Origin of the sequence: Xanthobacter tagetidis (assembly GCF_003667445.1) — a bacterium.
Lineage (GTDB): Bacteria > Pseudomonadota > Alphaproteobacteria > Rhizobiales > Xanthobacteraceae > Xanthobacter > Xanthobacter tagetidis.
Genome location: NZ_RCTF01000001.1, coordinates 368,656 through 391,847, shown reverse-complemented (window position 1 = coordinate 391,847; position 23,192 = coordinate 368,656). Strand labels below are relative to the sequence as shown.

Here is a 23,192-nt window from a genome sequence, read left to right as displayed (position 1 = left end):
CATTCATGTACCAAAAGGAAGCGGAACTGTGTTAGTCTCGTTTTTGGCCGGCGGAGTGCGCGGGTGCTGAGTTTGGGCACTGCAAGCCGGCCATGTCCATTAGGCTGCGAGGCAAGAAGCGGGTGGTGGGGTTTGAGCGTTACGCGAAGGCGCCGTTGAAGTCGCCGGAGAAGTGCAATCTAAACTGCACAATTGGACGCAGATTAATCCCGCAGTGGTGGATGGCCCTTAGCCAGGATTGGCGACTGACCTTCAACGGAAATACACATGAGCCGTAACCGAGACTTCCGCGAGCCGCGCCGCCGTGGCTTTGATGACGATTTTCAGCCGCCGCGGGATCGCGGATTTGGCGGTGGGGACCGCGCCTTCTCTTCGCCGAGCAGCAGCTTCAGTGCACCGATGCCGTCCGGTCCGCCGATCGACGCGACGGTGAAGTGGTTCAACCCTGAGAAGGGCTTCGGCTTCGTCGAGCTCGCCGACGGCTCGGGCGACGTGTTCCTGCATGCCCGCGCCCTTGAGGCGGCGGGCCAGGAGAGCGTGCCTCCCGGCTCCAAGCTCTCGGTTCGCGTGGGCCAGGGCCAGAAGGGCCGCCAGGTCACCGAGGTGCTCGAGGTCGACACCTCCACCGCCGAAGCGGCGCCTCCGCGCCGCAGCTTCGGCGCCGGTCCCGGCGGCGGCGGTGCCCCCCGCATGGGCGGCGCCGGCGGCGGCCCGCGTGCGGCCACCGGCCCCACCGAGGAGCGCGTCGGCACGGTGAAGTGGTACAATCCCGATAAGGGGTTCGGCTTCATCGCGGTGGAAGGCGGCGGCAAGGACGTGTTCGTGCACGTCACCGTCATCTCCCGCTCGGGCCTCAGCGATCTCGCCGAGGGCCAGCGCGTTGTGGTGCAGGTGGGCCAGGGGCCGAAGGGTCCTGAGGCGCGCGGCATCGAACTCGCCGACTGAGCATCCGCCGCATCCAGGGCGCTTTGGGCCGGCACGCTTGGCGCGCCGGCCGGTCGCTGCGGATGCGTCTGTTCCGGCCTTGCGGACATCCTTCGCCGGGTATGTCTTCGCAAGGCTGGCCTTTGTATCGCGGCGCACACGCCGTGATCTTCGTCCATCGAAAGGTCGGGGCGGGCGCGCCGCAGGCTGCGTCCGCTTCTGTCATTTTACGGGAGTTCACGTTCAAATGCCGCAACAGGCAGAGGCCGATCTGGCCGGCCTTCTCGATCGGCTGAAATCCGCCCAGCGCGATCTTCTCCTGACCGCCGCCAAGGGCTCGACGCTGCCATCCGACGGCATGCTGCGCAAGATCTCGGAGCTGGAAGGCGTCATTGCCGCCACAGAGGCGCTGATCCAGGAAGAGCAGCACGCCCGCCGCTGATCACGGCCGCTGCCGGCACCCGTTCCACCGCCTTTCCCAATCGTCGCCCCATTCCCGGCGTCGCCCTCGGGCCTGACCGGGAGGCCCATTCGGCGGCTTGGCGCTGCCAGGCTGCATGGATGCTCCGATCAAGTCGGAGCATGACGGCGGCCTGGGGTCCGCCGTGCGGCTCCCTCTCCTTCAGCGCCCCGTTTCTTGTGTCACCACCGTCATGCCCCGGCTCGTCCGGGGCATCCACCGGGCCGCGTCAGGCCGCTCGAAGGACCGGGCGCCCGCCCGGCCGCTGCGTGGATCCCCCCGGACGAGCCGGGGCATGACGGCGGCTTTCTGGGGATGCAGCGGAGCGTTCTGCCACCGCCGAATACCTTCTCGGCCGTCGTCCTTCGTCCCACCGTCGCCCCTTTCCCTGCCGTCGCCCGCCGGCTTGACCGGAGGGCCCATCCGGCGACCGGGCGCGCTGCCGCCTTGCTACCCCTGCTCGGCCATGAGGCGCGCGACCGCGCCGCGCAGCTCGGCGAGGCCGGCGCCGGTATTGCTGGAGGTGGGGAACACCACCGGGAAGGCGGCCGGGCGCTTCCTGATCTTGTCCTCGACGCCAGCGATCACGTGCGGCAATGCGGTGGGCTTCACCTGGTCCGCCTTGGTGAGCACGATGGCGTAGGACACCGCCGCCTTGTCCAGAAGGTCGAGGATCTCCTCGTCCACCGGCTTGATGCCGTGGCGGGAATCGATCAGCACGAACACCCGGGCGAGGTTCACCCGCCCGCGCAGATAGGCGCGGATGGTGTGGGTCCAGGCCTCCACCTTCTCCTTCGGGGCCTTGGCGAAGCCGTAGCCCGGCATGTCCACGAGCGTCAGCTCGGGGGAGGCGCGAAAGAAGATCAGCTCCTGCGTGCGGCCCGGCGTCACCGAGGTGCGCGCCAGCGCCTTGCGGCCGGTGAGCGCGTTCACCAGCGAGGACTTGCCCACATTGGACCGCCCGGCGAGCGCGATCTCCATGCCCTGCATGGGCGGCAGCGTCTCGATGGTGGGCGCGGCCGAGATGAAGTCCCACGGCGCGGCGAACAGCAGCCGCCCCTGCTCGATGAGGGCGGCAGTCGCGGCGGCGGCTTCCGCGTCGTCCGGAGCGGCGGCGGAGGCAGGCGGGCTTTTCGGTTGAGAACTCATGCCCCGCTTATTCCCGAGCGCGCCGCCCGGCGCAAGCGCGCCGTCCCCTTGAGGGGCGCCGGCGCCGTCTGCCCCCATAGGCGCGTCAGCGCCGTCCGCCGCCGAGAAACGTCTCCACGAACCAGCGGTCCAGCGTCATGGGCTCCTGCGCCGCCTGGCGCTGCGGCATCTGGCCGACCACGGCGGGAGGCCGGTCGTCGGGCAGGCCCTCCGGCGGCAGGAGGCTGACGCCCGGCTGCCCGTAGCCGATGCTGCCGAAGCCGGCCGAGCGCAGCCCGCCCGGCAGCTCGGCCACCGGCACGTTCTGGTGCGCGCCTTTCATGTAGCGGCTCCAGATCTCCACCGGCAGGTTGGCGCCGGAGGCCTTCTTGGTGGGCGATGCGTCGTCGTTGCCGAGCCAAACGGCGGTCACGTAGCGCGCCGTGTAGCCGACGAACCAGGCGTCGCGGTAATCCTGCGAGGTGCCGGTCTTGCCCGCCGCCTCCCAGCCCGGCAGATCGGCGCGGCGCGCCGTGCCCATCACCAGGGTCTGGATCAGCATGCGGTTCATCATCGCGGCATAGGCCGGGTCGAGCACCCGGCCCGGACCGGAGGCGGCGCGGCGGTAGATGACCTTGCCGTCGGCGCCGCGCACCTCGTCGATCACGTGCGGGATGACGCCGATGCCGCCGTTCGCGAACGGGACATAGGCACCCGCCAGCTCCAGCACCGACACCTCGGAGGTGCCGAGCGCGATCGAGGGGTTGGGTTCGAGGTTGGAGGTGATGCCGAGCCGGTGCGCGGTCTGAACCACCGCCTTCGGCCCCACTTCCAGCGCGAGCCGCACCGAGACGGTGTTGAGCGAGAGCGCGAGCGCGGTCTCCAGCGTCACCGGGCCGCGATAGTCGTGGGTGGAATTCTCCGGCCGCCAGCCCTTGAGCTGGAGCGGCGCGTCGTCGCGCACCGTGTCGGGGCTCAGGCCGTGCTCCAGCGCGGTGAGATAGATGAAGGGCTTGAACGCCGAGCCCGGCTGCCGCTTCGCCGTCACCGCGCGGTTGAACTGGCTGTCCTCATAGGAGCGCCCGCCCACCAGCGCCTTCACCGCCCCGTCCGTGTCCAGGCTGACCAGCGCCCCCTGGCCGACGCCGAATTTCGTGCCCGACTTCGCCAGCGTGTCTTCCAGGGAGCGCTCCGCCGCCTGCTGCAGCGCCGGGTCGATGGTGGTGCGCACGGTCACGTCGCCGACCACGTCGCCGGTGAAGGATTCGAGCTGGTCCATCACATAGTCGGCCACATAGCCGCTGGAGCCCGGCGCCGAGGGGCGTGCGAGCTGGGCGGGACGGGCGAGCGCGGCCTGGGCCATGTCCTTGGAGATCAGGCCCTGGTCGCGCATGGCGCCGAGCACCAGAGCGGCGCGGGTCTGGGCGCCCTTGAGGTTGCGCGTGGGCGCGAGGCGCGAGGGCGAGTTGACGAGCCCGGCCAGCATGGCCGCCTCGGCCAGCGTCACCTGGCGCGCGGACTTGCCGAAATAGCGCTGCGCCGCCGCCTCCACCCCATAAGCGCCGGCGCCGAAATAGACCCGGTTGAGATAGAGGTCGAGAATCTCGTCCTTCGAGAACTTCGCCTCCAGCCAGAGCGCCAGAACCAGTTCCTGGATCTTGCGCGAGGCGGTGCGCTCCTGGGTCAGAAACAGGTTCTTGGCGAGCTGCTGGGTCAGCGTCGAGCCGCCCTGGCGCAGCCGCCGCGAGGTGACGTTGGTGACGAGCGCGCGGGCGAGGCCTTCCGGATCGAGGCCGAAATGGCTGTAGAAGCGCTGGTCCTCGATGGCGACGAACGCCTTGGGCAGGAAGGGCGGCAGTTCGCGGATCGGCACCGCCACGCCGCCCATGTCCCCGCGCGTCGCCAGTGTCTTGCCGTCGGCGGCGAGGACGGTGACGGTGGGCGGACGCTTCGGCACCATCAATGTGTGCATGGGCGGGAGCTTGGAGGCCTCGAAGGCCACGAGGCCGCCCACCGCGATCAGCGCCCACAGCCCGAGCAGCGCGCCCCATTTGAACAGCCGCCAGGCGAGCGGCGTGCGCCGCCGGCCGGACCGGCGATCCGGCTTGCGGGCGGCGCTGCGTGCGGCCGCGCGCGGCTTCGGCTCCTCGGGCGGCTTGCGCTTCGGCGCGCGCGGCGGATCGTCCGCGATGCGGTCGGGGTTCAGCGTGCTCTTAGGGGTGCTCTTAGGGGTGCTCTTGGGCGCGCTTTTCGGCGTGCGGGTCGCGGCGCCGGGGCGGTCGCGGGGATCGAGGCGGATGTCGAGGCCGCCCGGCCCGGCGGCGCTGGCGCGCCCCAGCACCGGCTCGCGCCGCATCCCATCTCCGCCATGCCCGCCTTTCGCCATCGATGGGACCTCTGCTCCGTCGCGCCGCGCCGTCCCCGCTCTTGCACCACCCAAATGGGCGGAAAGTGAGGAGCCGTGAGAGCGCGAACCGGGCGCCCCTACGGCAGCATCGGCCACGGCCGCATAAGGCCGGGTTAAGCCGGGGCGGGGATTCCTTCGCCGGGCGTGTCGGGTCGGCACCGCCGCGCGCGTCCTTGCTGCACGCGCACCCGCCACACCAGGGAATGCGCGCAACAAGGGAGCACGCGCATGTCGTATGTGGATGGCTTCGTCGTTCCGGTGCCCAAGGACAAGATCGGCGCCTATCTCGATTTCGCCCGCACCGCCGGTGAGATCTGGAAGAGCTACGGTGCGCTCGCCTTCGTGGAATGCGTCGGCGAGGACGTGCCCTATGGCGAGGTGACCTCGTTCCCCCGCGCCGTCCAGGCGACGCCGGACGAGACGGTGGTGTTCTCCTGGATCGTCTATGCCGACCGCGCCCATCGCGACGCGGTGATGGAGAAGGTGATGGCAGACGCGCGCATCAAGGCGTCCATGGAGGAGATGCCGTTCGACGGCCGGCGCATGATCTTCGGCGGCTTCGAGGCCAAGGTCGAGCTATAGGGCACGCACCGGCGCCGCCCCCTCGCTCGGGTCCGGAGGTTCCCGGGCGGGGAGGGGGCCGCCCTTTCGAACCGGTCAGCTCAGGCCGGCGATGATGCCGTCGGGGGTGACGAAGATGTCGTGGGCGGCGGGCTTCGAGGGCAGGCCCGGCATGGTCATGATGTCGCCCGCCAGCGCCACCACGAAGCCCGCGCCGGCGGAGAGCCGCACCTCGCGCACCGGCAGCACGTGATCCACCGGCGCGTTGCGCAAAGAGGGGTCGGCGGAGAAGGAATACTGCGTCTTCGCCATGCACACCGGCAGCGCGCCGAAGCCCTGCGCCTCGAACTCGGCGAGCTTCGCCCGCGCGGTGGGCGCGAACTCCACCCGCGCCGCGCGGTAGATCTCCCGTGCCACGGTCTCGATCTTGGCGGCAAGCGGTGCCGCGTCGGGATAGAGCAAGCGGAAGGAAGAGGGCGTCACTGCGAGCGCCTCCACCTCGCGCGCCAGCCCTTCGGCGCCGGCGCCGCCGTTTGCCCAGTGCGAGCAGTCGTGGACGTTGACGCCCAGCGGCGCCACCGCCTCGGCCACCGCCGCGCGCTCGGCCTCGGTGTCGGAGGTGAAGCGGTTGAGCGCCACCACCACCGGCACGCCGAACTTGCGCAGGTTTTCCACGTGGCGCTTGAGGTTTCCGGCGCCCAGCGCCACGGCCTCCGGGTTCGGCGTGCCCAGCTCCTTGAGCGGCACGCCGCCGTGCATCTTCAGCGCCCGGACGGTGGCGACCACCACGGCTGCGGCCGGCTCAAGCCCCGCCTGCCGGCACTTGATGTCGAGGAACTTCTCCGCCCCGAGATCGGCGCCGAAGCCGGCCTCCGTCACCACGAAGTCGGCGAGCGCGAGGGCGCTCTTCGTCGCGATCACCGAGTTGCAGCCATGGGCGATGTTGGCGAACGGGCCGCCGTGGACGAGCGCCGGCGTGCCCTCCATGGTCTGGACGATGTTGGGCTGGAAGGCGTCGCGCAGCAGCGCCACCATGGAGCCGACCCCCTCCAGCTGCTCGGCGCGGATGAGCCGGCGCGCGCGGGTCTGCGCCACCACCATGCGCGAGAGCCGGGCCTCCAGGTCGGCAAGGCTCTCGGCGAGGCAGAAGATGGCCATCACCTCGCTCGCCACCGTGATGTCGAAGCCGTCCTCACGGGGAAAGCCGTTGGCCGGCCCGCCAAGGCCGACCGTGATGTGCCGTAGCGCGCGGTCGTTGAGGTCCATCACGCGCCGCCAGGCGATGCGCCGCGTGTCGATCTCCAGCGCATTGCCCCAGTAGACGTGATTGTCGATCAGCGCCGAGAGCAGGTTGTGCGCGGCCGAGATGGCGTGCAGGTCGCCGGTGAAGTGCAGGTTGATGTCCTGCATGGGGATGATCTGGGCGTGGCCGCCGCCGGTGGCGCCGCCCTTGGCGCCGAACACCGGCCCGAGCGAGGGCTCGCGCAGGCAGATGGCGGCCTTGCGCCCGAGCCGCGCCAGCGCGTCGCCGAGGCCGATGGTGGTGGTGGTCTTGCCCTCGCCCGCCGGGGTCGGACTGATGGCGGTGACGAGGATCAGCTTGCCGCGCGGCCGGGTCGCCAGCGAGCCGACGAAATCCAGCCCCAGCTTGCCCTTGTGCGGCCCGTAGCGGTAGAGCGCCTCGGGCGGGATGGCGAGCTTGGCAGCCACCTGCTCGATCGGCAGCGGCGCGACGCGGCCGGCGATGGCGGCATCCGAGTTGGGATCGATCGGGCGGGCGGTTCGCTGATGCATGCGGCAGGACCTTGTGGCGCCTTGATTGTTGAAACCGTCATGCCCCGGCTTGTCCAAGGCATCCACCCGGAGGCTTGCTCCGCGTGCCCGCAAGCAGACGCAGACCCGGCCGTGAGGTGGATCCCCCGGGCAAGCCGGGGATGACCGTGCGATTAACGTGCCGGGATCACCATCCAAGGGCGCCGGATTGTGGGCAGCCCCACGATGCACTGCGGGACGCCGCAAGCGCAATCGGCGCCGCGCCGTTATCCCCGCGAGCCGGCGGCTGGGGGCGCGATCCGGCTCACATGTTGGGGTAGTTCGGGCCGCCTCCGCCCTCCGGGGCGGTCCAGGTGATATTCTGGTTCGGGTCCTTGATGTCGCAGGTCTTGCAGTGCACGCAGTTCTGCGCGTTGATCTGGAAGCGCGGCGCGTCGGCGCCTTCCTCCACCCATTCATAGACGCCGGCCGGGCAGTAGCGGTTGGACGGACCGGCGAACACGTCGTGCTCGGAGGCCTTCTGCAGCGCCATGTCCTTCACCACGAGGTGCACCTGCTGGTCCTCCTCGTGGTTGGTGTTGGAAATGAACACCGAGGAGAGCTTGTCGAAGGTCAGCACGCCGTCGGGCTTGGGATAGACGATGGGCTTGAAGCGCGAGGCGGGCTTGAGCGAGGCCGCATCGGTCTTGCCGTGCTTGAGCGTGCCGAACAGCGAAGCGCCGAACAGCGTGTTGGTCCACATGTCGAGCGCGCCGAGCGGGATGCCGAGGAAGGTCCCGAAGCGCGACCACAGCGGCTTCACGTTGCGCACCCGCTTCAGGTCCTGGCCCACCGCCGAGCCGCGCCAGGCCTCCTCGTAGCTCGCAAGCTCGTCGGCGCCGCGGCCGCCGGCGAGCGCTTCCACCAGGTGCTCGGCGGCGAGCATGCCGGAGAGCACGGCGTTGTGGCTGCCCTTGATGCGCGGCACGTTCACGAAGCCGGCCGCGCATCCCACCAGCAGGCCGCCGGGGAAGGAGAGGCGCGGCACGCTCTGAAAGCCGCCCTCGGTGATGGCACGCGCGCCGTAGGAGATGCGCTTGCCGCCCTCGAAGGTGTCGCGGAAGAACGGGTGGGTCTTGAAGCGCTGGAACTCGTCGAACGGCGAGAGATACGGGTTCTCATAGTTGAGGTGGACCACGTAGCCCACCGCCACCTGCTCGTCCTCCATGTGGTAGAGGAAGGCGCCGCCGCCGGTCTTGCCGTCGAGCGGCCAGCCGAAGGCGTGCTGGACCAGGCCGGGCTTGTGCTTCTCCGGCCGGACCTTCCACAGCTCCTTGAGGCCGATGCCGAACTTCGGCGGCTCGGCGTCACGGTCGAGGTCGAACTTGGCGATCAGCTGCTTGGTGAGGTGGCCGCGCGCGCCCTCGGCAAACACGGTGTAGCGCCCGCGCAGTTCCATGCCGCGGGTGAATTCGGCCTTCTGCGCCCCGGTCTTGTCCACGCCCATGTCGCCGGTGGCGATGCCGGTCACCGCGCCGTTGCCGTCATAGAGGATCTCGTCGGCGGCGAAGCCCGGATAGATTTCCACGCCCAGCGCCTCGGCCTTCTGCGCCAGGAAGCGGCAGACGTTGCCGAGCGAGCCGATATAGTTGCCGTGATTGTTCATCAGCGGCGGCATGGCGAAATTGGGCAGGCGGATGCCGCCGGCCGGGCCGAGGAAATAGAAGCGGTCGTCGGTGACCTGGACCGAGACCGGCGCATCCGCCTCGGTGCGCCAGCCGGGCAGCAGCGCATCGAGGCCGACGGGGTCGATCACGGCGCCGGAAAGGATGTGGGCGCCCACCTCCGAGCCCTTTTCCACCACCACCACGGAGATGTCGGTTCCGCGCTCGGCGGCGAGCTGCTTCAGGCGGATGGCCGTGGCGAGGCCGGCGGGCCCGGCGCCCACCACCACCACGTCGTAATCCATGCCCTCGCGTTCCGGCAGCTCGGCCTCGCTCATCCCTCAGGCTCCCCTATGCGTCATCGTGCTTTCCCTGGAGTTCTTCCACGGTTGCGGCGCGATGACAATTCGGCAGTTGCCGCAGCGCGGCAATGGCGGGGCATCGTCCCGTCTCGCTGGCGAAGAATTGCGCCGGCCCTGGCGCACCCTATATGATGGGGGCTCCCGCTTTTCCCGTCCCATTGCCCGGCCCATGCCCGTGACCGACCTGCCCTTCCTCGACATCGACGGCGATCCCGCTTCGACGCGCGTGGTGGTGGCCATGTCGGGCGGCGTGGATTCGTCCGTGGTGGCGGCGCTGTTGGCCCGCGCCGGGTACGACGTGGTGGGTGTCACGCTCCAGCTCTACGACCATGGCGCGGCGATCCATCGCGCCGGGGCCTGCTGCGCCGGGCAGGACATCTACGACGCGAGCGAAGTGGCGCGCCGGCTCGGCATTCCCCATTACGTGCTCGACTATGAGAGCCGGTTCAAGGAAGAGGTGATCGACCGGTTCGCGGCGAGCTACGCCTCCGGCGCGACGCCCATCCCCTGCGTCGACTGCAACCGCACGGTGAAGTTCCGCGACCTCCTGGCCACCGCCGGCGAATTGGGCGCATCGGTGCTCGCCACCGGCCACTATGTGCGGAGCGCGGCGCTGCCGGACGGCGGGCGCGCCTTGTTCCGCGCGGCCGAAGAAGGCCGCGACCAGAGCTATTTCCTCTATGCCACCACTGCGGCGCAGCTCGCCCGGCTGCGCTTTCCGCTCGGCGGGCTCACCAAGCCGCAGGTGCGCGCGCTCGCGGCCGAGTTCGGCCTCGACGTTGCCGACAAGCCGGACAGCCAGGACATCTGCTTCGTGCCCGGCGGCGACTATACCCAGGTGGTGGAGCGGCTGCGGCCCGAGGCGGCCGAGGCGGGCGACATCGTGCATCTCGACGGGCGGGTGCTCGGCCGCCACCGCGGCGTCATGCACTACACCATCGGCCAGAGGAAGGGCCTTGGCATCGCCAGCCCCGATCCGCTCTATGTGGTGGGCATCGATGCCGTCCAGCGCCAGGTGAAGGTGGGCCCGCGCGCGGCGCTCGCCGTGCGCACGGTGCGCATCGCGGACGTGAACTGGCTCGGCGACGGGCCCTTCGAGGACGCCTGCGCGGCGGGCCAAGAGGTGCATGTCAAGGTGCGCTCCACCCGCCCGCCCGTACCCGCGCACCTCGCTTGGGCGGACGGCGCGCCGGTCGTGGAATTGGCGGTAGGCGAAGAGGGCGTTGCCCCCGGGCAGGCTTGCGTGCTTTACGATCAGGGTGCAGGCGCCGCCCGCCTTCTGGGGGGCGGCACCATCGTCGGCGCCGAACGCGCGGCGGCGGCGGTTGCGCAAGTGGCCTGAGATCGGGCCTGAAGGCTGGGCCTGATGCCGGTCCGGGAGGGCGGCTCGGGGCCGAAGGCCGGCCTGGGTGGGCCGGCTTTTGGATGGCGTGAGAGGGGTGGGGGATGGCGGTCCAGTACGATCTCGAAGGCCAGAAGCGCGCCTATGCCAAATGGGCGCCGATCTACGACAAGGTCTATGTGAAGCTGCTGGCGGACGCCCAGCGCAAGGCCGCGCGCGCGGCCGCCACCTGCGGCCCGCAGATCCTGGAAGTGGGCGTCGGCACCGGCCTGGTTCTTCCTTATTATCCCAAGGGCACGTGCGTCAGCGGCATCGACCTGTCGTTCGAGATGCTTCAGAAGGCAGTGGAGAAGAAGGTCACGCGCGGGCTCGACCAGGTGGGCCTTCTGGCCGCCATGGACGCCTGCCGCCTCGGCTTCGCCGACGCCACCTTCGACGCCGTCACCGTGCCCTTCGTGATCACTCTCGTGCCGGACCCGGAGGGCGCGCTCGACGAGATGCGCCGCGTGCTGAAGCCGGGCGGCGAGATCGTCATCGCCTCCAAGCTCGGCGCCGACGACGGCCCGGCCATGCACATCGAGCAGGCGCTGGCGCCGCTGGTGAAGCGGGTGGGCTGGAGCATCGCCTTCAAGGCCGGCCGCCTGAGAGCCTGGGCCGCGCGCCACCCCGATATGGAAGTGGTGGAGATGAGCCCGGTGTTCCCGGTCGGCTTCTTCAAGCTGGTGCGCATCCGCCGCAAGGCGATGGACTGAAGGCGCGGCACCGGGGGCGCTGCTGCGTCCCTGTCCCAGCCGATTGTCGCCCTCCGAAGCGCTGTCGACGGGCCGCCGGGACGGGAGCGCGGAAGCCCCTCTGCCCCGCGCCCGGATCGCCGCACGGCTATCGCTTTCGGGCGATGCGTCCCGAGCGGCAGGATTCTCAACACATCCCGCCCCGTCCCGGGGCTTGGCCCGGGACCGTGTGGCTGCCGGCCGAAGCGCGCGGCGCAGGCAGGCGCCCCCGCTCAGGCGCCCCCGCTCAGGCGAGATAAGCGAGGCGCCGGTCGCGCCGGCGGTCCTGCACCGGCTGGTAGGCGATGCGCGCGTGGTGGGCGCAATAGGGCAGGCCCTGCTTGGTCTTGCCGCCGCAGAAATAGAAGCCGTCCGTGCCCGGCTCGCCCATGGGCCAGCGGCAGGTGCTCTCGGTCAGGTTCATGATGGTGCAGCGCTGGCCCATGGGCACGACGTTGTCGGCCGACTGGGGCGCCGGGGCCGGGGCCTCCTGCACCATCTGCTCCAGACTGGGCGCCAGCGCCGTGTTTCCGTGAGTCATGGGCCGCTGCGGGCGCTCGTCGCGACGCGGTTCCGCCTCGCGCATCGGCTTGCGCGGCCGTGCCGCCGTGGGCGCGGTCTTGGCCCGGCCCGACAGGCCGAGACGGTGCACCTTGCCGATCACCGCATTGCGGGTCACTTCGCCCAGTTCTCCCGCGATCTGGCTCGCGGACAGGCCATCGCCCCAAAGCTTCTTCAAAAGCTCGACGCGTTCGTCGGTCCAGCTCATGGCTCGTCTCCTTCTGCCGCATCTTGGGTGGCGCCGGAAACAGGGCGCCGGACGCTGTGCCGCGGCGCCGCCACGCCGCCCGGAAAAGCCGGACTCCTCCCGCGAGCCCCCGCGCAGGATCGCGCGGGAGTCGGCCACAATTACCGTCCCGAGGAAGAGTGGCGCACGATATGTCGTGGCCAACTAAAAATTAACCTACAATATGCACGCGCCGGGCGACAGACTCCTGATTCGGTGCCCGGCCCGTTTTCCCCAGGTCGTTGCACGCGGGACTCACCTTTCTGTGGATCGCGTCCGCTTTGCGCCCCCTCCCGCGGCCGTTGCGGGGGCCGGCGGCGATGTTGACCTCGCGCGCGCGATCATTAGTATTGAGAAAATTGTCGGGCCGCCCCCGCTTGGGCGGCCCTTTTTAATTTCCGGCCACCTGCGAGCCGGCTCAGGGAATGCTTTGCCCGGGAGGGCCTCGACTGCGGCCGGTCAGGATGGCCGCCGGTGTTCGAGGCGCAAGCGGGCGGGCAAGCCCCGCACTGGAGGAAGTCGTGATCCCCGCCGTCCTGCCGACCTATGCGCGCATCGACCTCGATTTCGAACGGGGAGAGGGCTCGTGGCTCGTCACGACGGACGGGCGACGTTTTCTCGACTTCACCGCCGGCATCGCGGTGAACATCCTCGGCCATGCCCATCCCGGCCTTGCGGCCGCGCTCACCGAGCAGGCGGGCAAGCTGTGGCACGTCTCGAACCTGTTCCGCATCCCCGGCGGGGAGCGGCTGGCCGAGCGGCTGCGCGCGGCCACCTTCGCCGACACGGTGTTCTTCACCAATTCCGGCGCCGAGGCGCTGGAGTGCGCCATCAAGATGGCGCGCAAGTACCAGTACGCTTCGGGCCACCCCGAGAAGAACCGCATCATCACGTTCGAGGGCGCCTTCCACGGCCGCACGCTGGCGACGCTCGCCGCCGGCGGCAGCGCCAAGTATCTGGAAGGCTTCGGGCCGGACCTGCCGGGCTTCGACCAGGTGCCGTTCGGCGACCTCGACGCGGTGCGCGCGGCGATCACGCCGCAGACCGGCGCCGTCCTGGTGGAGCCGGTGCAGGGCGAGGGCGGCGTGCGGGTGCCCGCGCACGCCTTCCTCAAGGGCCTGCGCGCGATCTGCGACGAGCACGGTTTGCTGCTGGTGCTCGACGAGGTGCAGTCCGGCATGGGCCGCACCGGCCGCCTGTTCGCCCACGAATGGGCCGGCATCACGCCCGACATCATGGCGGTGGCCAAGGGCATCGGCGGCGGCTTCCCGCTCGGCGCGTGCCTCGCCACCGAGGAGGCGGCCAAGGGCATGACGCTCGGCACCCACGGCTCCACCTATGGCGGCAACCCGCTCGCGATGGCGGTGGGCAATGCGGTGCTCGACCATGTGCTGGCCGAGGGCTTCCTCGACCACGTGAACCAGGTGGCCGGGCGCTTCAACCAGCGCCTCGCCGAGATCAAGGACCGCCACCCGGCGATCATCGCCGAGGTGCGCGGCGAGGGCCTGCTCATGGGCCTCAAGGCCAACGTGCCGGCCGGCGACCTCGTGGTGGCGCTGCGCCAGGAGGGGCTGCTCGCGCCCGGCGCGGGCGACAACGTGGTCCGTCTCTTGCCTCCGCTCAATGTGAGCGAGGAGGAGGCGATGCTGGCCGCCGACAAGATCGAGGCTGCCTGCGTCCGTCTCGAGAAGAGCTTCGCTCCGACCAGGGGGGCGGCGGAATGAAGGCAGGCGGAAAGACCAAGGCGGCGGGCGGCAAGGCCAATGGGCACGCCGGGGCCAACGGCAAGGCGGCCGCCTTGCCGGGTGGCGCGCGCCACTTCCTCGATTTGTCGGACATCCCGGCGGGCGAGCTGCGCCGGGTGCTGGAACTGTCCAAGGACCTGAAGGCGCGGCGCCGCGCCGGCGACGAGGCACGCCCGCTTGCCGGCAAGTCGCTCGCCATGGTGTTCGACAAGCCCTCCACCCGGACCCGCGTGTCGTTCGACCTCGCCATGCGCCAGCTCGGTGGCGAGACGATCATGCTCACCGGCCAGGAGATGCAGCTCGGGCGCGGCGAATCCATCGCCGACACCGCCCGCGTGCTCTCGCGCTTCGTCGACGCCATCATGATCCGCATCCTGGAGCATGGCGACCTGATGGAACTGGCGGAATACGCCACCGTGCCGGTCATCAACGGTCTCACGCGCCTGTCGCATCCCTGCCAGGTGATGGCGGACGTGATGACCTTCGAGGAGCACCGCGGCCCCATCACGGGCCGGCAGGTCGCCTGGACCGGCGATTTCAACAACGTTCTTGCCTCCTGGATCCACGCCGCCGAGCGGTTCGACTTCGCCATGAAGGTGGCGACCCCCAAGGAGCTGCCGCCGAGCCCGGCGATCCGGGATTTCGTCAAGCGCACCAAGGCCAAGGTCACCTTCATGCGCGACCCCGAGGAAGCGGTGGAGGGGGTCGACTGCGTCCTCACCGACACCTGGGTCTCCATGGGCGACGAGGAGGCCGAGCGGCTGCGCCACAATCTGCTGAAGCCCTACCAGGTCAACGCCGCGCTGATGGCGCGCGCGCGCAAGGACGCCATCTTCATGCACTGCCTGCCGGCCCACCGCGGCGAGGAAGTGACCGACGAAGTGATGGACGGGCCGCAGTCCGTGGTGTTCGATGAGGCCGAGAATCGGCTGCACGCGCAGAAGGGCATCCTGGCCTGGTGCTTCGACGCGGCCGGCAGGTAAGCTGCGGGAAAGCCGCGGAAAAAGCGGCGGGTGAGGTCTCATCATGGGTGCTGAGCGGTCCCGGGACGCCTCGGGCGTGGCAACGGACGACATCATCACCCCGTTTCAGGTGGACGCGCTCGATCTGCGCGGCCGCGCCGTGCGGCTCGGCCCCACGCTGGACGCGGTGCTGGCGCATCACGACTATCCCCCGGCGGTGAAGCGCGTGGTGGGCGAGGCGGTGGCGCTCGCCGTGCTGCTCGGCTCGTCGCTGAAGTTCGAGGGCCGCTTCATCCTCCAGACCCAGACCGACGGGCCGGTGGACATGGTGGTCGCGGACTTCGTGAGCCCGGACAAGATCCGGGCCTATGCCCGCTTCGACAAGGAGGCGCTCGCCGAGGCCGAGACCCGCAACGCCACCTCGCCCGCGGCGCTGCTCGGCAAGGGCCACCTCGCCATGACCATCGACCAGGGCCTCTCGGCCAACCGCTACCAGGGCGTGGTGGCGCTGGACGGCTCGGGCCTGGAGGCGGCGGCGCACGAATACTTCATGCAGTCCGAGCAGATCCCCACCCGGGTGCGCCTCGCCGTGGGCGAGGAGGTGCGCCCCGGCGGCGCCGCCTCGTCCTGGCGCGCGGGCGGGCTGATCGCCCAGTTCCTGCCGCAGGACGCAAGCCGCGCCCGCATGGCCGACCTGCCGGGCGGTGACGCTCCGGAAGGGGCCGAGCCCCATGAGCTGGCCGAGGACGACGCCTGGGTGGAGGCCCGCTCCCTCGTGGGCACGGTGGAGGACGTGGAGCTGATCGACCGCGATCTCTCCAGCGAGCGCCTGCTCTATCGCCTGTTCCACGAGCGCGGGGTGCGCGTGTTCGACACCCTCGCGATTTCCGCCCATTGCTCCTGTTCGCGCGAGCGGGTCTCAGGCGTGCTCGCCTCCTTCACCCGCGACGAGCGGCGCGACATGATCCAGGACGACGGCAAGGTGACCGTCACCTGCGAGTTCTGCGGCCGCGTCTACCGCTTTGCCGCCGAAGAGGTGCTGGGCGGGACGCAGGCCTGAGCCGGACGCGCGGGCATCGAGCGAGGAATACCACGGCCTGACCTGCCGCGGCGCCGCGCGCGGTCCTTCCGGGTATCCCTTGGTCCGGTAAGCAAATCCCGCTGGCGCCAGGGCCGGTCAGAAGGCACCATTCGCGCTGCTTCGCCGCGCGAGGGGTAGGGAGATCGATGACACGGGGTGCGGGGGATCATCGAGAAGCCGACGCCGGCCCGGCGGCGAGCGAGCCGAGGCTGACGCCGCTGGGCGGCGAATTCGCCGATGCCGCGCTGGAGCGGCGCTTCCGCATCGACCGCTTCGCGGACTTCCGCCGCAATGCGCGCCTCCTGTTCGCCCTCTCGGCCGTGCTCAACACCGCCTTCCTGCTGAGCGACTGGCGCTTTGCGGGCACGGACCATTTCTACGTCGCCGTTCCCGCGCGCCTTGCGGTCGTCGCGGTCTCGCTGCTGTGCCTCGGCTTGGCGCAGACCGCCGTCACCGTCCGGGGCATCTATCTCATCTCCGTGCTCTGGCAGTGGGTCACGGCGGCCGGCGTGGCCGTGCTGGTCAGTTCGCGCAGCGACCTGGCCCTGTTCGTGGTGCTGCTCCTGCCCACCGTGTTCTACCTGACGGTGCCGCTGCCTTTCCTTTGGACGTTGATCGGCGGCGTTGGCGCCAGCGTGCTGATGCTCGCGGGCTACATCGATCCGGCGGCGGGCTGGCGCCTCGCGGTGGGGCTCTGCCTCGCGCTGGCGGTGCTCAACTGGGCGCTGCTCCTCATGGTCTCGCGTGCCAACCGGCTCGATCGGCGCCAGTGGGCGGCGATCCAGGCCGCGCGCCGCGCCAATGCGCGCCTCAGCGAGAGCGAGAACATCCTGGAAAAGACCTTCCAGGCGGTGCCGGTGCCGCTCGTGGTCACTACGCTGAAGGACGGGCGCATCCTGAGATACAACGACGTCGCGGCACGCTTCTATGGGGCGCCCCAGAGCGAGCATGTGGGCACCAGCATCCTGCGGGTCTATGACGATCCGGCCGTGCGCGAGGGCCTGGTGCGGCACCTGGAGGCGGAAGGCTCGCTGAGCGGGTTCGAGACCCGCATCCGGCTCGCCGACGGCAGCATGCGCGACGTGATGCTCGCCGCCCGGCTGACCGAGATGGAGGGCACGCCCTGCATCGTCGCCGCGGTGATCGACCTTTCCGAGCGCCTCGCCGCCGAGCAGAAGGCGCGCCACGCGGCGGCGCACGACGCCCTCACCGGGCTGCCCAACCGCGCCGCCTTCCAGGAGCATCTGGAGCGCGCCTTCCGCGAACGCCGCCTGGAGCAGGGCGTCTGCCTGCTGATGGTTGACCTCGACGGCCTCAAGGACGTGAACGACACGCTGGGCCACGACGCCGGCGACGTGCTCATCATGGAGACCGCGCACCGGCTCTCGCTCGTGGTGGGCGAGCGTGCCACGCTGGCGCGCTTCGGCGGCGACGAGTTCGTGGTTCTGCTGCGCGCCCGCGAGGCGCTTGCCGCCGGCCAGCGGCTTGCCCAGGCCATCATCTCCGAGCTGCGCCGGCCGGTGCAGCACGAGGGGCGCCAGCTCTCCACCCGCGCCAGCGTCGGCATCGCCGCCTGCCCGGAGCACGACCTGGCGCCGGCGGAGCTGATGAAGGACGCCGATCTCGCGCTCTACACCGCCAAGCAGCAGGGCCGCAATCGCGCGGTCGTCTACAGCACGGTCATGCGCCACGCGGTCTCCGAGCGCGTCTCGCTCTCGCGCGACATCGCCGCCGCGCTCGCCGACGACCAGATCCTGCCCTACTACCAGCCGAAGATCGCGCTCCATACCGGCCGGCTGGTCGGCTTCGAGGCTTTGGTGCGCTGGCGGCGCGACGCCCAGACCGTCCTCGCCCCCGCCGCCTTCAACCTTGCCATGGAGGATGCCGAACTGGCCTTCACCATCGGCGAGCGCATGGCGCGGCGCGTGGCGGCGGACGTGCGCGGCTGGCTGGAGGCGGGCCACGGCATCGGGCGGATGGCGCTCAACGTCTCGCCCGCCCAGTTCACCCATCGCGAACTGGGCACGTCGCTGCTGCGCCACTTCCACGCCGCCGGCGTCGAGGCGCACCATTTCGACGTGGAGATCACGGAGACGGTGTTCCTCGGGCGCAATTCGGACTTCGTGGCGCCGATCCTGGACGAGCTGTACCGCGCCGGCGTGCGCATCGCGCTCGACGATTTCGGCACCGGCTATGCCGGCTTCACGCACCTGAAGCAGCTGCCCATCGACACGATCAAGATCGACCAGAGCTTCGTGAAGGACATCGAGCAGGACGCCTTCGATACGGCCATCGTCTGCGCGGTGATCGAGCTCGGGCGCAATCTCGGCATGCAGGTTGTGGCCGAAGGCGTGGAGACCGTGGGCCAGGCCCGCTTTCTCAAGACGCGGGGATGCGAGCTGGCGCAGGGCTACCTGTTCGCGCGGCCCATGCCGGCCGAGGACGTTTCGGCCTTCCTGCGCGCCGAAGGGCCGCAGACCCTCGCGGCCCGCATCGCCCTGATCGCCTGATCGCCGCGCGCCTGTCGCGATGCCGACAGGGCCGGTGCCTGCGGTAGATCTGAATTATCTTTGTTTATCATAGAGTTGTTGCGGCTGCCCAGGCGGCCCCGATCTTGCTCCATCCCCTCGTTCCGCAACCGGTTGCGGGCCGAATTCCCCGCACGTCGGCGCGGGGAAGGGGAGGGAAGCCCGGGGGGGCAGGCGGGAGGTGGCGCGACGCCACCTCCCGCCGCACCGGCGAATCTTCTGCAACCTTGGTCGTACGCGCGGGGGCCGCGGCGTCGTGCCAAACCGTTGAAGGCGCGGCATTATGACGGCTGCGTGCGGCGCTTAAGCCAAATAAACAAGCAATATCAATATAAGCCTAATTTATAGGCTTGCGTGCTGTCACGATGAGCACGACATGCGAATAAATCTAAATCAAAGTGTCCGTAATCAGACAAAAGCCGACGGAGAGAGCGCACTGGAGTGACGGAGGCCGTGCCATGATCGAGGACAAGACCCTCACTTCCTCTTCCGCGCGCGATTCAGGCGCCCAGGCAGGCGCGCATGCCGCGTTTCCTTCCGGCGCTCACGCCAATGGCCATCCCCCGGTGCAGGTGCCGCTGGTCGCGCTCAGCGACGTGGCGCTGACGGGCATCTACGAAATCTCCAAGATCCTCACCGCGCCGAACCGCCTGGAGACCACGCTCGCCAGCGTGGTCAACCTGCTCTCCTCCTTCATGCAGATGCGGCACGGGGTGATCTCGCTGCTGGCCGACGACGGCATTCCCGACATCACCGTGGGCGTCGGCTGGAACGAAGGCACCGACCAGCGCTACCGCGCCCGCCTGCCGGAGAAGGCGATCGGCCAGGTCGTCGCCACCGCCGTGCCGCTGGTGGCGGAGAACGTGGCGAGCCATCCCGCCTTTAGCCCGGCCGACGCCATGGCGCTCGGCGCCACCGACGAGGTGCGGGTTTCCTTCATCGGCGTGCCCATCCGCGTGGGCGGCCGGGTGATCGGCACCCTCACCATCGACCGGGTGTGGGACGGCCGCTCGGTGTTCCGGCTCGATTCCGACGTGCGCTTCCTCACCATGGTGGCGAACCTGATCGCCCAGACCGTGCAGCTGCACCGGGTGGTGACGCGCGACCGCGAGCGCCTGATGGCCGAGAGCGGCCGCCTGCAGAAGGAACTGTCGGCGCTGAAGCCCGCGGTGCGCGAGCGCCGCAAGGTGCTGGTGGACGGCATCATCGGCGAGAGCCCGGAACTGCGCCAGCTCCTCGACAAGATCACCATCGTCGCGAAATCCCATTCCCCCGTGCTGCTGCGCGGCGAGAGCGGCACCGGCAAGGAGCTGATCGCCAAGGCGATCCACGAGCTGTCCAGCCGCGCCAAGGGGCCATTCATCAAGGTCAATTGCGCCGCCCTGCCGGAGAGCGTGCTGGAGAGCGAGCTGTTCGGCCACGAGAAGGGCGCCTTCACCGGCGCGGTGGGCGCCCGCAAGGGCCGCTTCGAACTGGCCGACAAGGGCACGCTGTTCCTCGACGAGATCGGCGAGATCTCCCCCGCCTTCCAGGCCAAGCTGCTGCGCGTGCTGCAGGAGCAGGAGTTCGAGCGGGTCGGCGGCTCCCAGACCATCAAGGTCAATGTCCGGGTGGTGGCGGCCACCAACAAGAACCTGGAGGAGGCGGTCTCCAAGAACGAGTTCCGGGCCGACCTCTATTACCGCATCACGGTGATCCCGATCCTCGTGCCCTCGCTGCGCGACCGGCGCTCCGACATCCCGCTGCTCGCCGGCGAGTTTCTCGGCCGCTTCAACAAGGAGAATGCCCGCGAGCTGTCGTTCGGCCGCGACGCGCTGGACGTGCTGATGGCCTGCGGCTTCCCCGGCAATGTGCGCGAGCTGGAGAATTGCGTGCAGCGCACCGCCACTTTGGCGCAGGGCGCCGCCATCAGCGCCTCGGACTTCGCCTGCGCCCAGAACGAATGCCTTTCGGCTCTGCTGTGGAAAAGCTCGCCGCCGGCCTCGCGCCGGCCCATCGACATTCCCCTGCCGGTGGTGGCGCGGCCGAGCGCGCGCCCTGAACCCGTCGAGACCGGGGAAGCGGGGCCGATGTCCGGTCCGCAGCACGCCGCCCCCCTCGCCGCGGCCATGCCTTCGCCCGGCGCCGGCGCGGTGGCGCGCCTGCCCGCGGCCCCCGCCGCCCTGTCCGGCGCGGCGGACGAGGCCGGCGAGCGTGAGCGCCTGGTGGATGCCATGGAGCGCGCCGGGTGGGTCCAGGCCAAGGCCGCGCGCCTGCTCGGCCTCACCCCGCGCCAGATCGGCTACGCGCTGAAGAAGCACGACATCGAGATCAAGCGCTTCTGAGCATCGGCGACCCTTCCGCAGCCGGCGGCATGGCCCCGCGCCTGCGTCACCCCTTGCTCCAGCGTCATCCCCCGGCTTGTCCGGGGAATCCATGCCGCGGCTGGTGCGCAACCCCGGGCACCATTCCTTACCGCCGTCGCCCTCCGGCTTGACCGGAGGGCCCACTCCGCGGCCGGACGCAAGGCCGGACGGCGGATGGATGCTTCGGTCAAGCCGAAGCATGACGGCGGTTCAGGGGGCGCTTCGCGCGCTCCTTCCCCTCGCTCGATGCCTTGCCGCGAGCTGCTCCCCAGCGTCATCCCCCGGCTTGTCCGGGGGATCCACCGGCGGCCGGGCCTGTGATCGGGCTTGGAGCGCAGGGCGAACGGCCGGGTGGATGCCCCGGACAAGCCGGGGCATGACGGCGCGGATGACGGCGCGGATAACGGCGGCTTCGCCGGGAAACGCCCTGCGCCTGCGCCAGCTCTGCCCCTTCCCGGCCTGTCGCACTTGCGACACCGTGTCGGGGGCGCGACACCTCTCGCCGCCAATCTGCAGGATTTTTTCTTTTAAAATCAAATAATTAAAGTCTGGCACGCGGCTTGAAAGAGGGGCTTGTCCGCCATCTTCTGCACATGCGGGGAAAGCCAATGGCCTACAAGATCGTCGCCTCCCAATGCACCGTCTGCGGCGCCTGCGAGTTTGAGTGCCCGAACGCCGCCATCTCGCTCAAGCGCGACATGTACATCATCGATCCCAAGAAGTGCACCGAGTGCGAGGGATCGTTCGACACCCCCCAGTGCGCCGTCGTGTGCCCGGTCGAGAAGACCTGCATCCCTGCCTGAGCAGCGCGGGCCGGCACGGCTCCACGGACAGGTCCAGTTGAACGGAGGATCGGATGGCCGCGGTACAAGAGACGATCGAGCAGGTCCGCCTCATCGACGTCGACCAGTACAAATACGGGTTCGAGACCCTGGTGGACACCGAGAAGGCCCCCAAGGGCCTCTCGGAGGACATCATCCGCTTCATCTCGGCCAAGAAGAACGAGCCGGACTGGATGCTCCAATGGCGGCTTGACGCCTATGCCCGCTGGCTGACCATGCAGGCGCCCGACTGGGCGCGCGTCGCCTATCCGCCGATCGACTATCAGGACCTCTATTACTATGCCGCACCCAAGAAGGGCGGCAACGGGCCGAAGTCGCTGGACGAGGTGGACCCGGAGATTCTCAAGACCTACGAGAAGCTCGGCATCCCGCTGCGCGAGCAGGAGATTCTCGCCGGCGTCGAGCGCCCCGAGGGCGAGCCGCGCAAGATCGCGGTGGACGCGGTGTTCGACAGCGTGTCCGTCGCCACCACCTTCAAGGAGGAATTGAAGGCGGCCGGCGTCATCTTCATGCCGATCTCCGAGGCACTGCACGAGCACCCGAATCTGGTGAAGAAATATCTCGGCACCGTGGTGCCCACCACCGACAATTACTTCGCGACGCTCAACAGCGCGGTGTTCTCCGACGGCTCGTTCGTCTACATCCCCAAGGGCGTGCGCTGCCCGATGGAGCTCAGCACCTATTTCCGCATCAACGAGAAGAACACCGGCCAGTTCGAGCGCACCCTCATCATCGCCGACGAAGGCTCCTACGTCAGCTATCTCGAAGGCTGCACCGCGCCCATGCGCGACGAGAACCAGCTGCACGCCGCGGTGGTCGAGCTGGTGGCCATGGACGATGCCGAGATCAAGTATTCCACCGTCCAGAACTGGTATCCGGGCGACGCGGAAGGCAAGGGCGGCATCTACAATTTCGTCACCAAGCGCGGCGACTGCCGGGGCAGGAACTCCAAGATCTCCTGGACCCAGGTGGAGACCGGCTCCGCCATCACCTGGAAATATCCGAGCTGCATCCTGCGCGGCGACAATTCGAGCGGCGAATTCTATTCCATTGCCATCTCCAACGGCCGCCAGCAGGTGGACAGCGGCACCAAGATGATCCACCTCGGCAAGAACACGTCGAGCCGCATCATCTCCAAGGGCATCTCCGCCGGGCGCTCGCAGAACACCTATCGCGGCCTGGTCTCGGCCCATCGCAAGGCCACCGGCGCGCGCAACTTCACCAATTGCGATTCCCTGCTGATCGGCGACGAATGCGGCGCGCACACCGTGCCCTATATCGAGACGCGGAACCCGCTGGCCCAGTTCGAGCACGAGGCCACCACCTCGAAGATCTCCGAGGACATGCTGTTCTACGCCATGCAGCGCGGCCTCTCCCAGGAGGAGGCGGTGGCCCTGGTGGTCAACGGCTTCGTGCGCGACGTGCTGCAGCAGCTGCCCATGGAATTCGCCGTGGAGGCGCAGAAGCTCATCTCCATCAGCCTCGAAGGCAGCGTCGGCTGACCGCCGGCGCCCCCCCCGACAGAGGACCGC

17 protein-coding genes are annotated in these 23,192 nt (G+C 69.6%); 12 read left to right on the top strand and 5 right to left on the bottom strand.

What is annotated here, in order from left to right:
• Positions 1-399: 399 nt before the first annotated feature.
• Complete coding sequence (locus tag D9R14_RS23460; RefSeq protein WP_394010102.1) at positions 400-945, top strand: cold-shock protein; 546 nt, start codon at positions 400-402, stop codon at positions 943-945.
• Positions 946-1,171: 226 nt separating this feature from the next.
• Positions 1,172-1,366 carry a hypothetical protein gene (locus D9R14_RS01805; protein ID WP_121621570.1) on the top strand — a complete coding sequence of 65 codons (195 nt, stop codon included), beginning with the start codon at positions 1,172-1,174 and terminating at the stop codon, positions 1,364-1,366.
• Between the two features lie 468 nt (positions 1,367-1,834).
• On the opposite strand, the gene yihA is transcribed toward D9R14_RS01805, so the two are convergent.
• Positions 1,835-2,533 carry a ribosome biogenesis GTP-binding protein YihA/YsxC gene (gene yihA / locus D9R14_RS01800; RefSeq protein WP_121621569.1) on the bottom strand — a complete coding sequence of 233 codons (699 nt, stop codon included), beginning with the start codon at positions 2,531-2,533 and terminating at the stop codon, positions 1,835-1,837.
• An 85-nt stretch (positions 2,534-2,618) separates the two neighbouring features.
• Entirely contained in the window at positions 2,619-4,868 is a 2,250-nt protein-coding gene (locus D9R14_RS01795; protein WP_121621568.1) for a transglycosylase domain-containing protein, read from the bottom strand.
• A 279-nt stretch (positions 4,869-5,147) separates the two neighbouring features.
• Here D9R14_RS01795 and D9R14_RS01790 point away from each other — a divergent pair, with 279 nt between their 5' ends.
• Complete coding sequence (locus tag D9R14_RS01790) at positions 5,148-5,501, top strand: DUF1428 domain-containing protein (RefSeq protein WP_121621567.1); 354 nt, start codon at positions 5,148-5,150, stop codon at positions 5,499-5,501.
• A 75-nt stretch (positions 5,502-5,576) separates the two neighbouring features.
• Here D9R14_RS01790 and D9R14_RS01785 read toward each other — a convergent pair whose 3' ends face one another.
• Together D9R14_RS01785 and D9R14_RS01780 are read right to left on the bottom strand one after the other, a co-directional pair.
• Positions 5,577-7,274 (bottom strand): formate--tetrahydrofolate ligase, encoded by a 1,698-nt coding sequence (locus D9R14_RS01785; protein WP_121621566.1) that lies wholly within the window; start codon positions 7,272-7,274, stop codon positions 5,577-5,579.
• 283 nt (positions 7,275-7,557) lie between these two features.
• Entirely contained in the window at positions 7,558-9,234 is a 1,677-nt protein-coding gene (locus D9R14_RS01780) for an electron transfer flavoprotein-ubiquinone oxidoreductase (RefSeq protein WP_121621565.1), read from the bottom strand.
• Between the two features lie 193 nt (positions 9,235-9,427).
• On the opposite strand from D9R14_RS01780, the gene mnmA reads away from it, so the two are divergent.
• Both mnmA and D9R14_RS01770 read left to right on the top strand, forming a co-directional pair.
• The gene (mnmA, locus tag D9R14_RS01775; RefSeq protein WP_121621564.1) at positions 9,428-10,600 is read left to right on the top strand and encodes a tRNA 2-thiouridine(34) synthase MnmA; all 1,173 of its coding nucleotides are present in this window, start codon (positions 9,428-9,430) and stop codon (positions 10,598-10,600) included.
• A 104-nt stretch (positions 10,601-10,704) separates the two neighbouring features.
• Positions 10,705-11,352: a class I SAM-dependent methyltransferase gene (locus D9R14_RS01770; protein ID WP_121621563.1), complete on the top strand. Its 648-nt coding sequence runs from the start codon at positions 10,705-10,707 to the stop codon at positions 11,350-11,352.
• A gap of 265 nt (positions 11,353-11,617) precedes the next feature.
• Here the strand turns inward: D9R14_RS01770 and D9R14_RS01765 are convergent, their stop codons facing one another.
• Complete coding sequence (locus tag D9R14_RS01765) at positions 11,618-12,139, bottom strand: GcrA family cell cycle regulator (RefSeq protein WP_121621562.1); 522 nt, start codon at positions 12,137-12,139, stop codon at positions 11,618-11,620.
• Positions 12,140-12,678: 539 nt separating this feature from the next.
• On the opposite strand from D9R14_RS01765, the gene D9R14_RS01760 reads away from it, so the two are divergent.
• From D9R14_RS01760 to sufB, 7 genes are all read left to right on the top strand, one after another.
• The gene (locus D9R14_RS01760; protein WP_121621561.1) at positions 12,679-13,881 is read left to right on the top strand and encodes an aspartate aminotransferase family protein; all 1,203 of its coding nucleotides are present in this window, start codon (positions 12,679-12,681) and stop codon (positions 13,879-13,881) included.
• A complete protein-coding gene (gene argF, locus D9R14_RS01755) occupies positions 13,878-14,885 on the top strand; it encodes an ornithine carbamoyltransferase (RefSeq protein ID WP_121621560.1) in 1,008 nt (335 codons plus the stop codon). The genes D9R14_RS01760 and argF overlap by 4 nt, the downstream gene beginning before the upstream one ends.
• Before the next feature lie 43 nt (positions 14,886-14,928).
• Complete coding sequence (locus tag D9R14_RS01750; RefSeq protein ID WP_121621559.1) at positions 14,929-15,924, top strand: Hsp33 family molecular chaperone; 996 nt, start codon at positions 14,929-14,931, stop codon at positions 15,922-15,924.
• Between the two features lie 167 nt (positions 15,925-16,091).
• Positions 16,092-18,455, top strand: a complete 2,364-nt coding sequence (locus D9R14_RS01745; RefSeq protein ID WP_121621558.1) for a putative bifunctional diguanylate cyclase/phosphodiesterase — start codon at positions 16,092-16,094, stop codon at positions 18,453-18,455.
• Between the two features lie 476 nt (positions 18,456-18,931).
• Positions 18,932-20,797 carry a nif-specific transcriptional activator NifA gene (gene nifA / locus D9R14_RS01740; RefSeq protein ID WP_121621557.1) on the top strand — a complete coding sequence of 622 codons (1,866 nt, stop codon included), beginning with the start codon at positions 18,932-18,934 and terminating at the stop codon, positions 20,795-20,797.
• Positions 20,798-21,426: 629 nt separating this feature from the next.
• Complete coding sequence (locus tag D9R14_RS01735; protein WP_121621556.1) at positions 21,427-21,621, top strand: 4Fe-4S binding protein; 195 nt, start codon at positions 21,427-21,429, stop codon at positions 21,619-21,621.
• Positions 21,622-21,674: 53 nt separating this feature from the next.
• Positions 21,675-23,162 carry a Fe-S cluster assembly protein SufB gene (gene sufB / locus D9R14_RS01730; protein WP_121621555.1) on the top strand — a complete coding sequence of 496 codons (1,488 nt, stop codon included), beginning with the start codon at positions 21,675-21,677 and terminating at the stop codon, positions 23,160-23,162.
• The last annotated feature ends 30 nt before the right edge of the window (positions 23,163-23,192 follow it).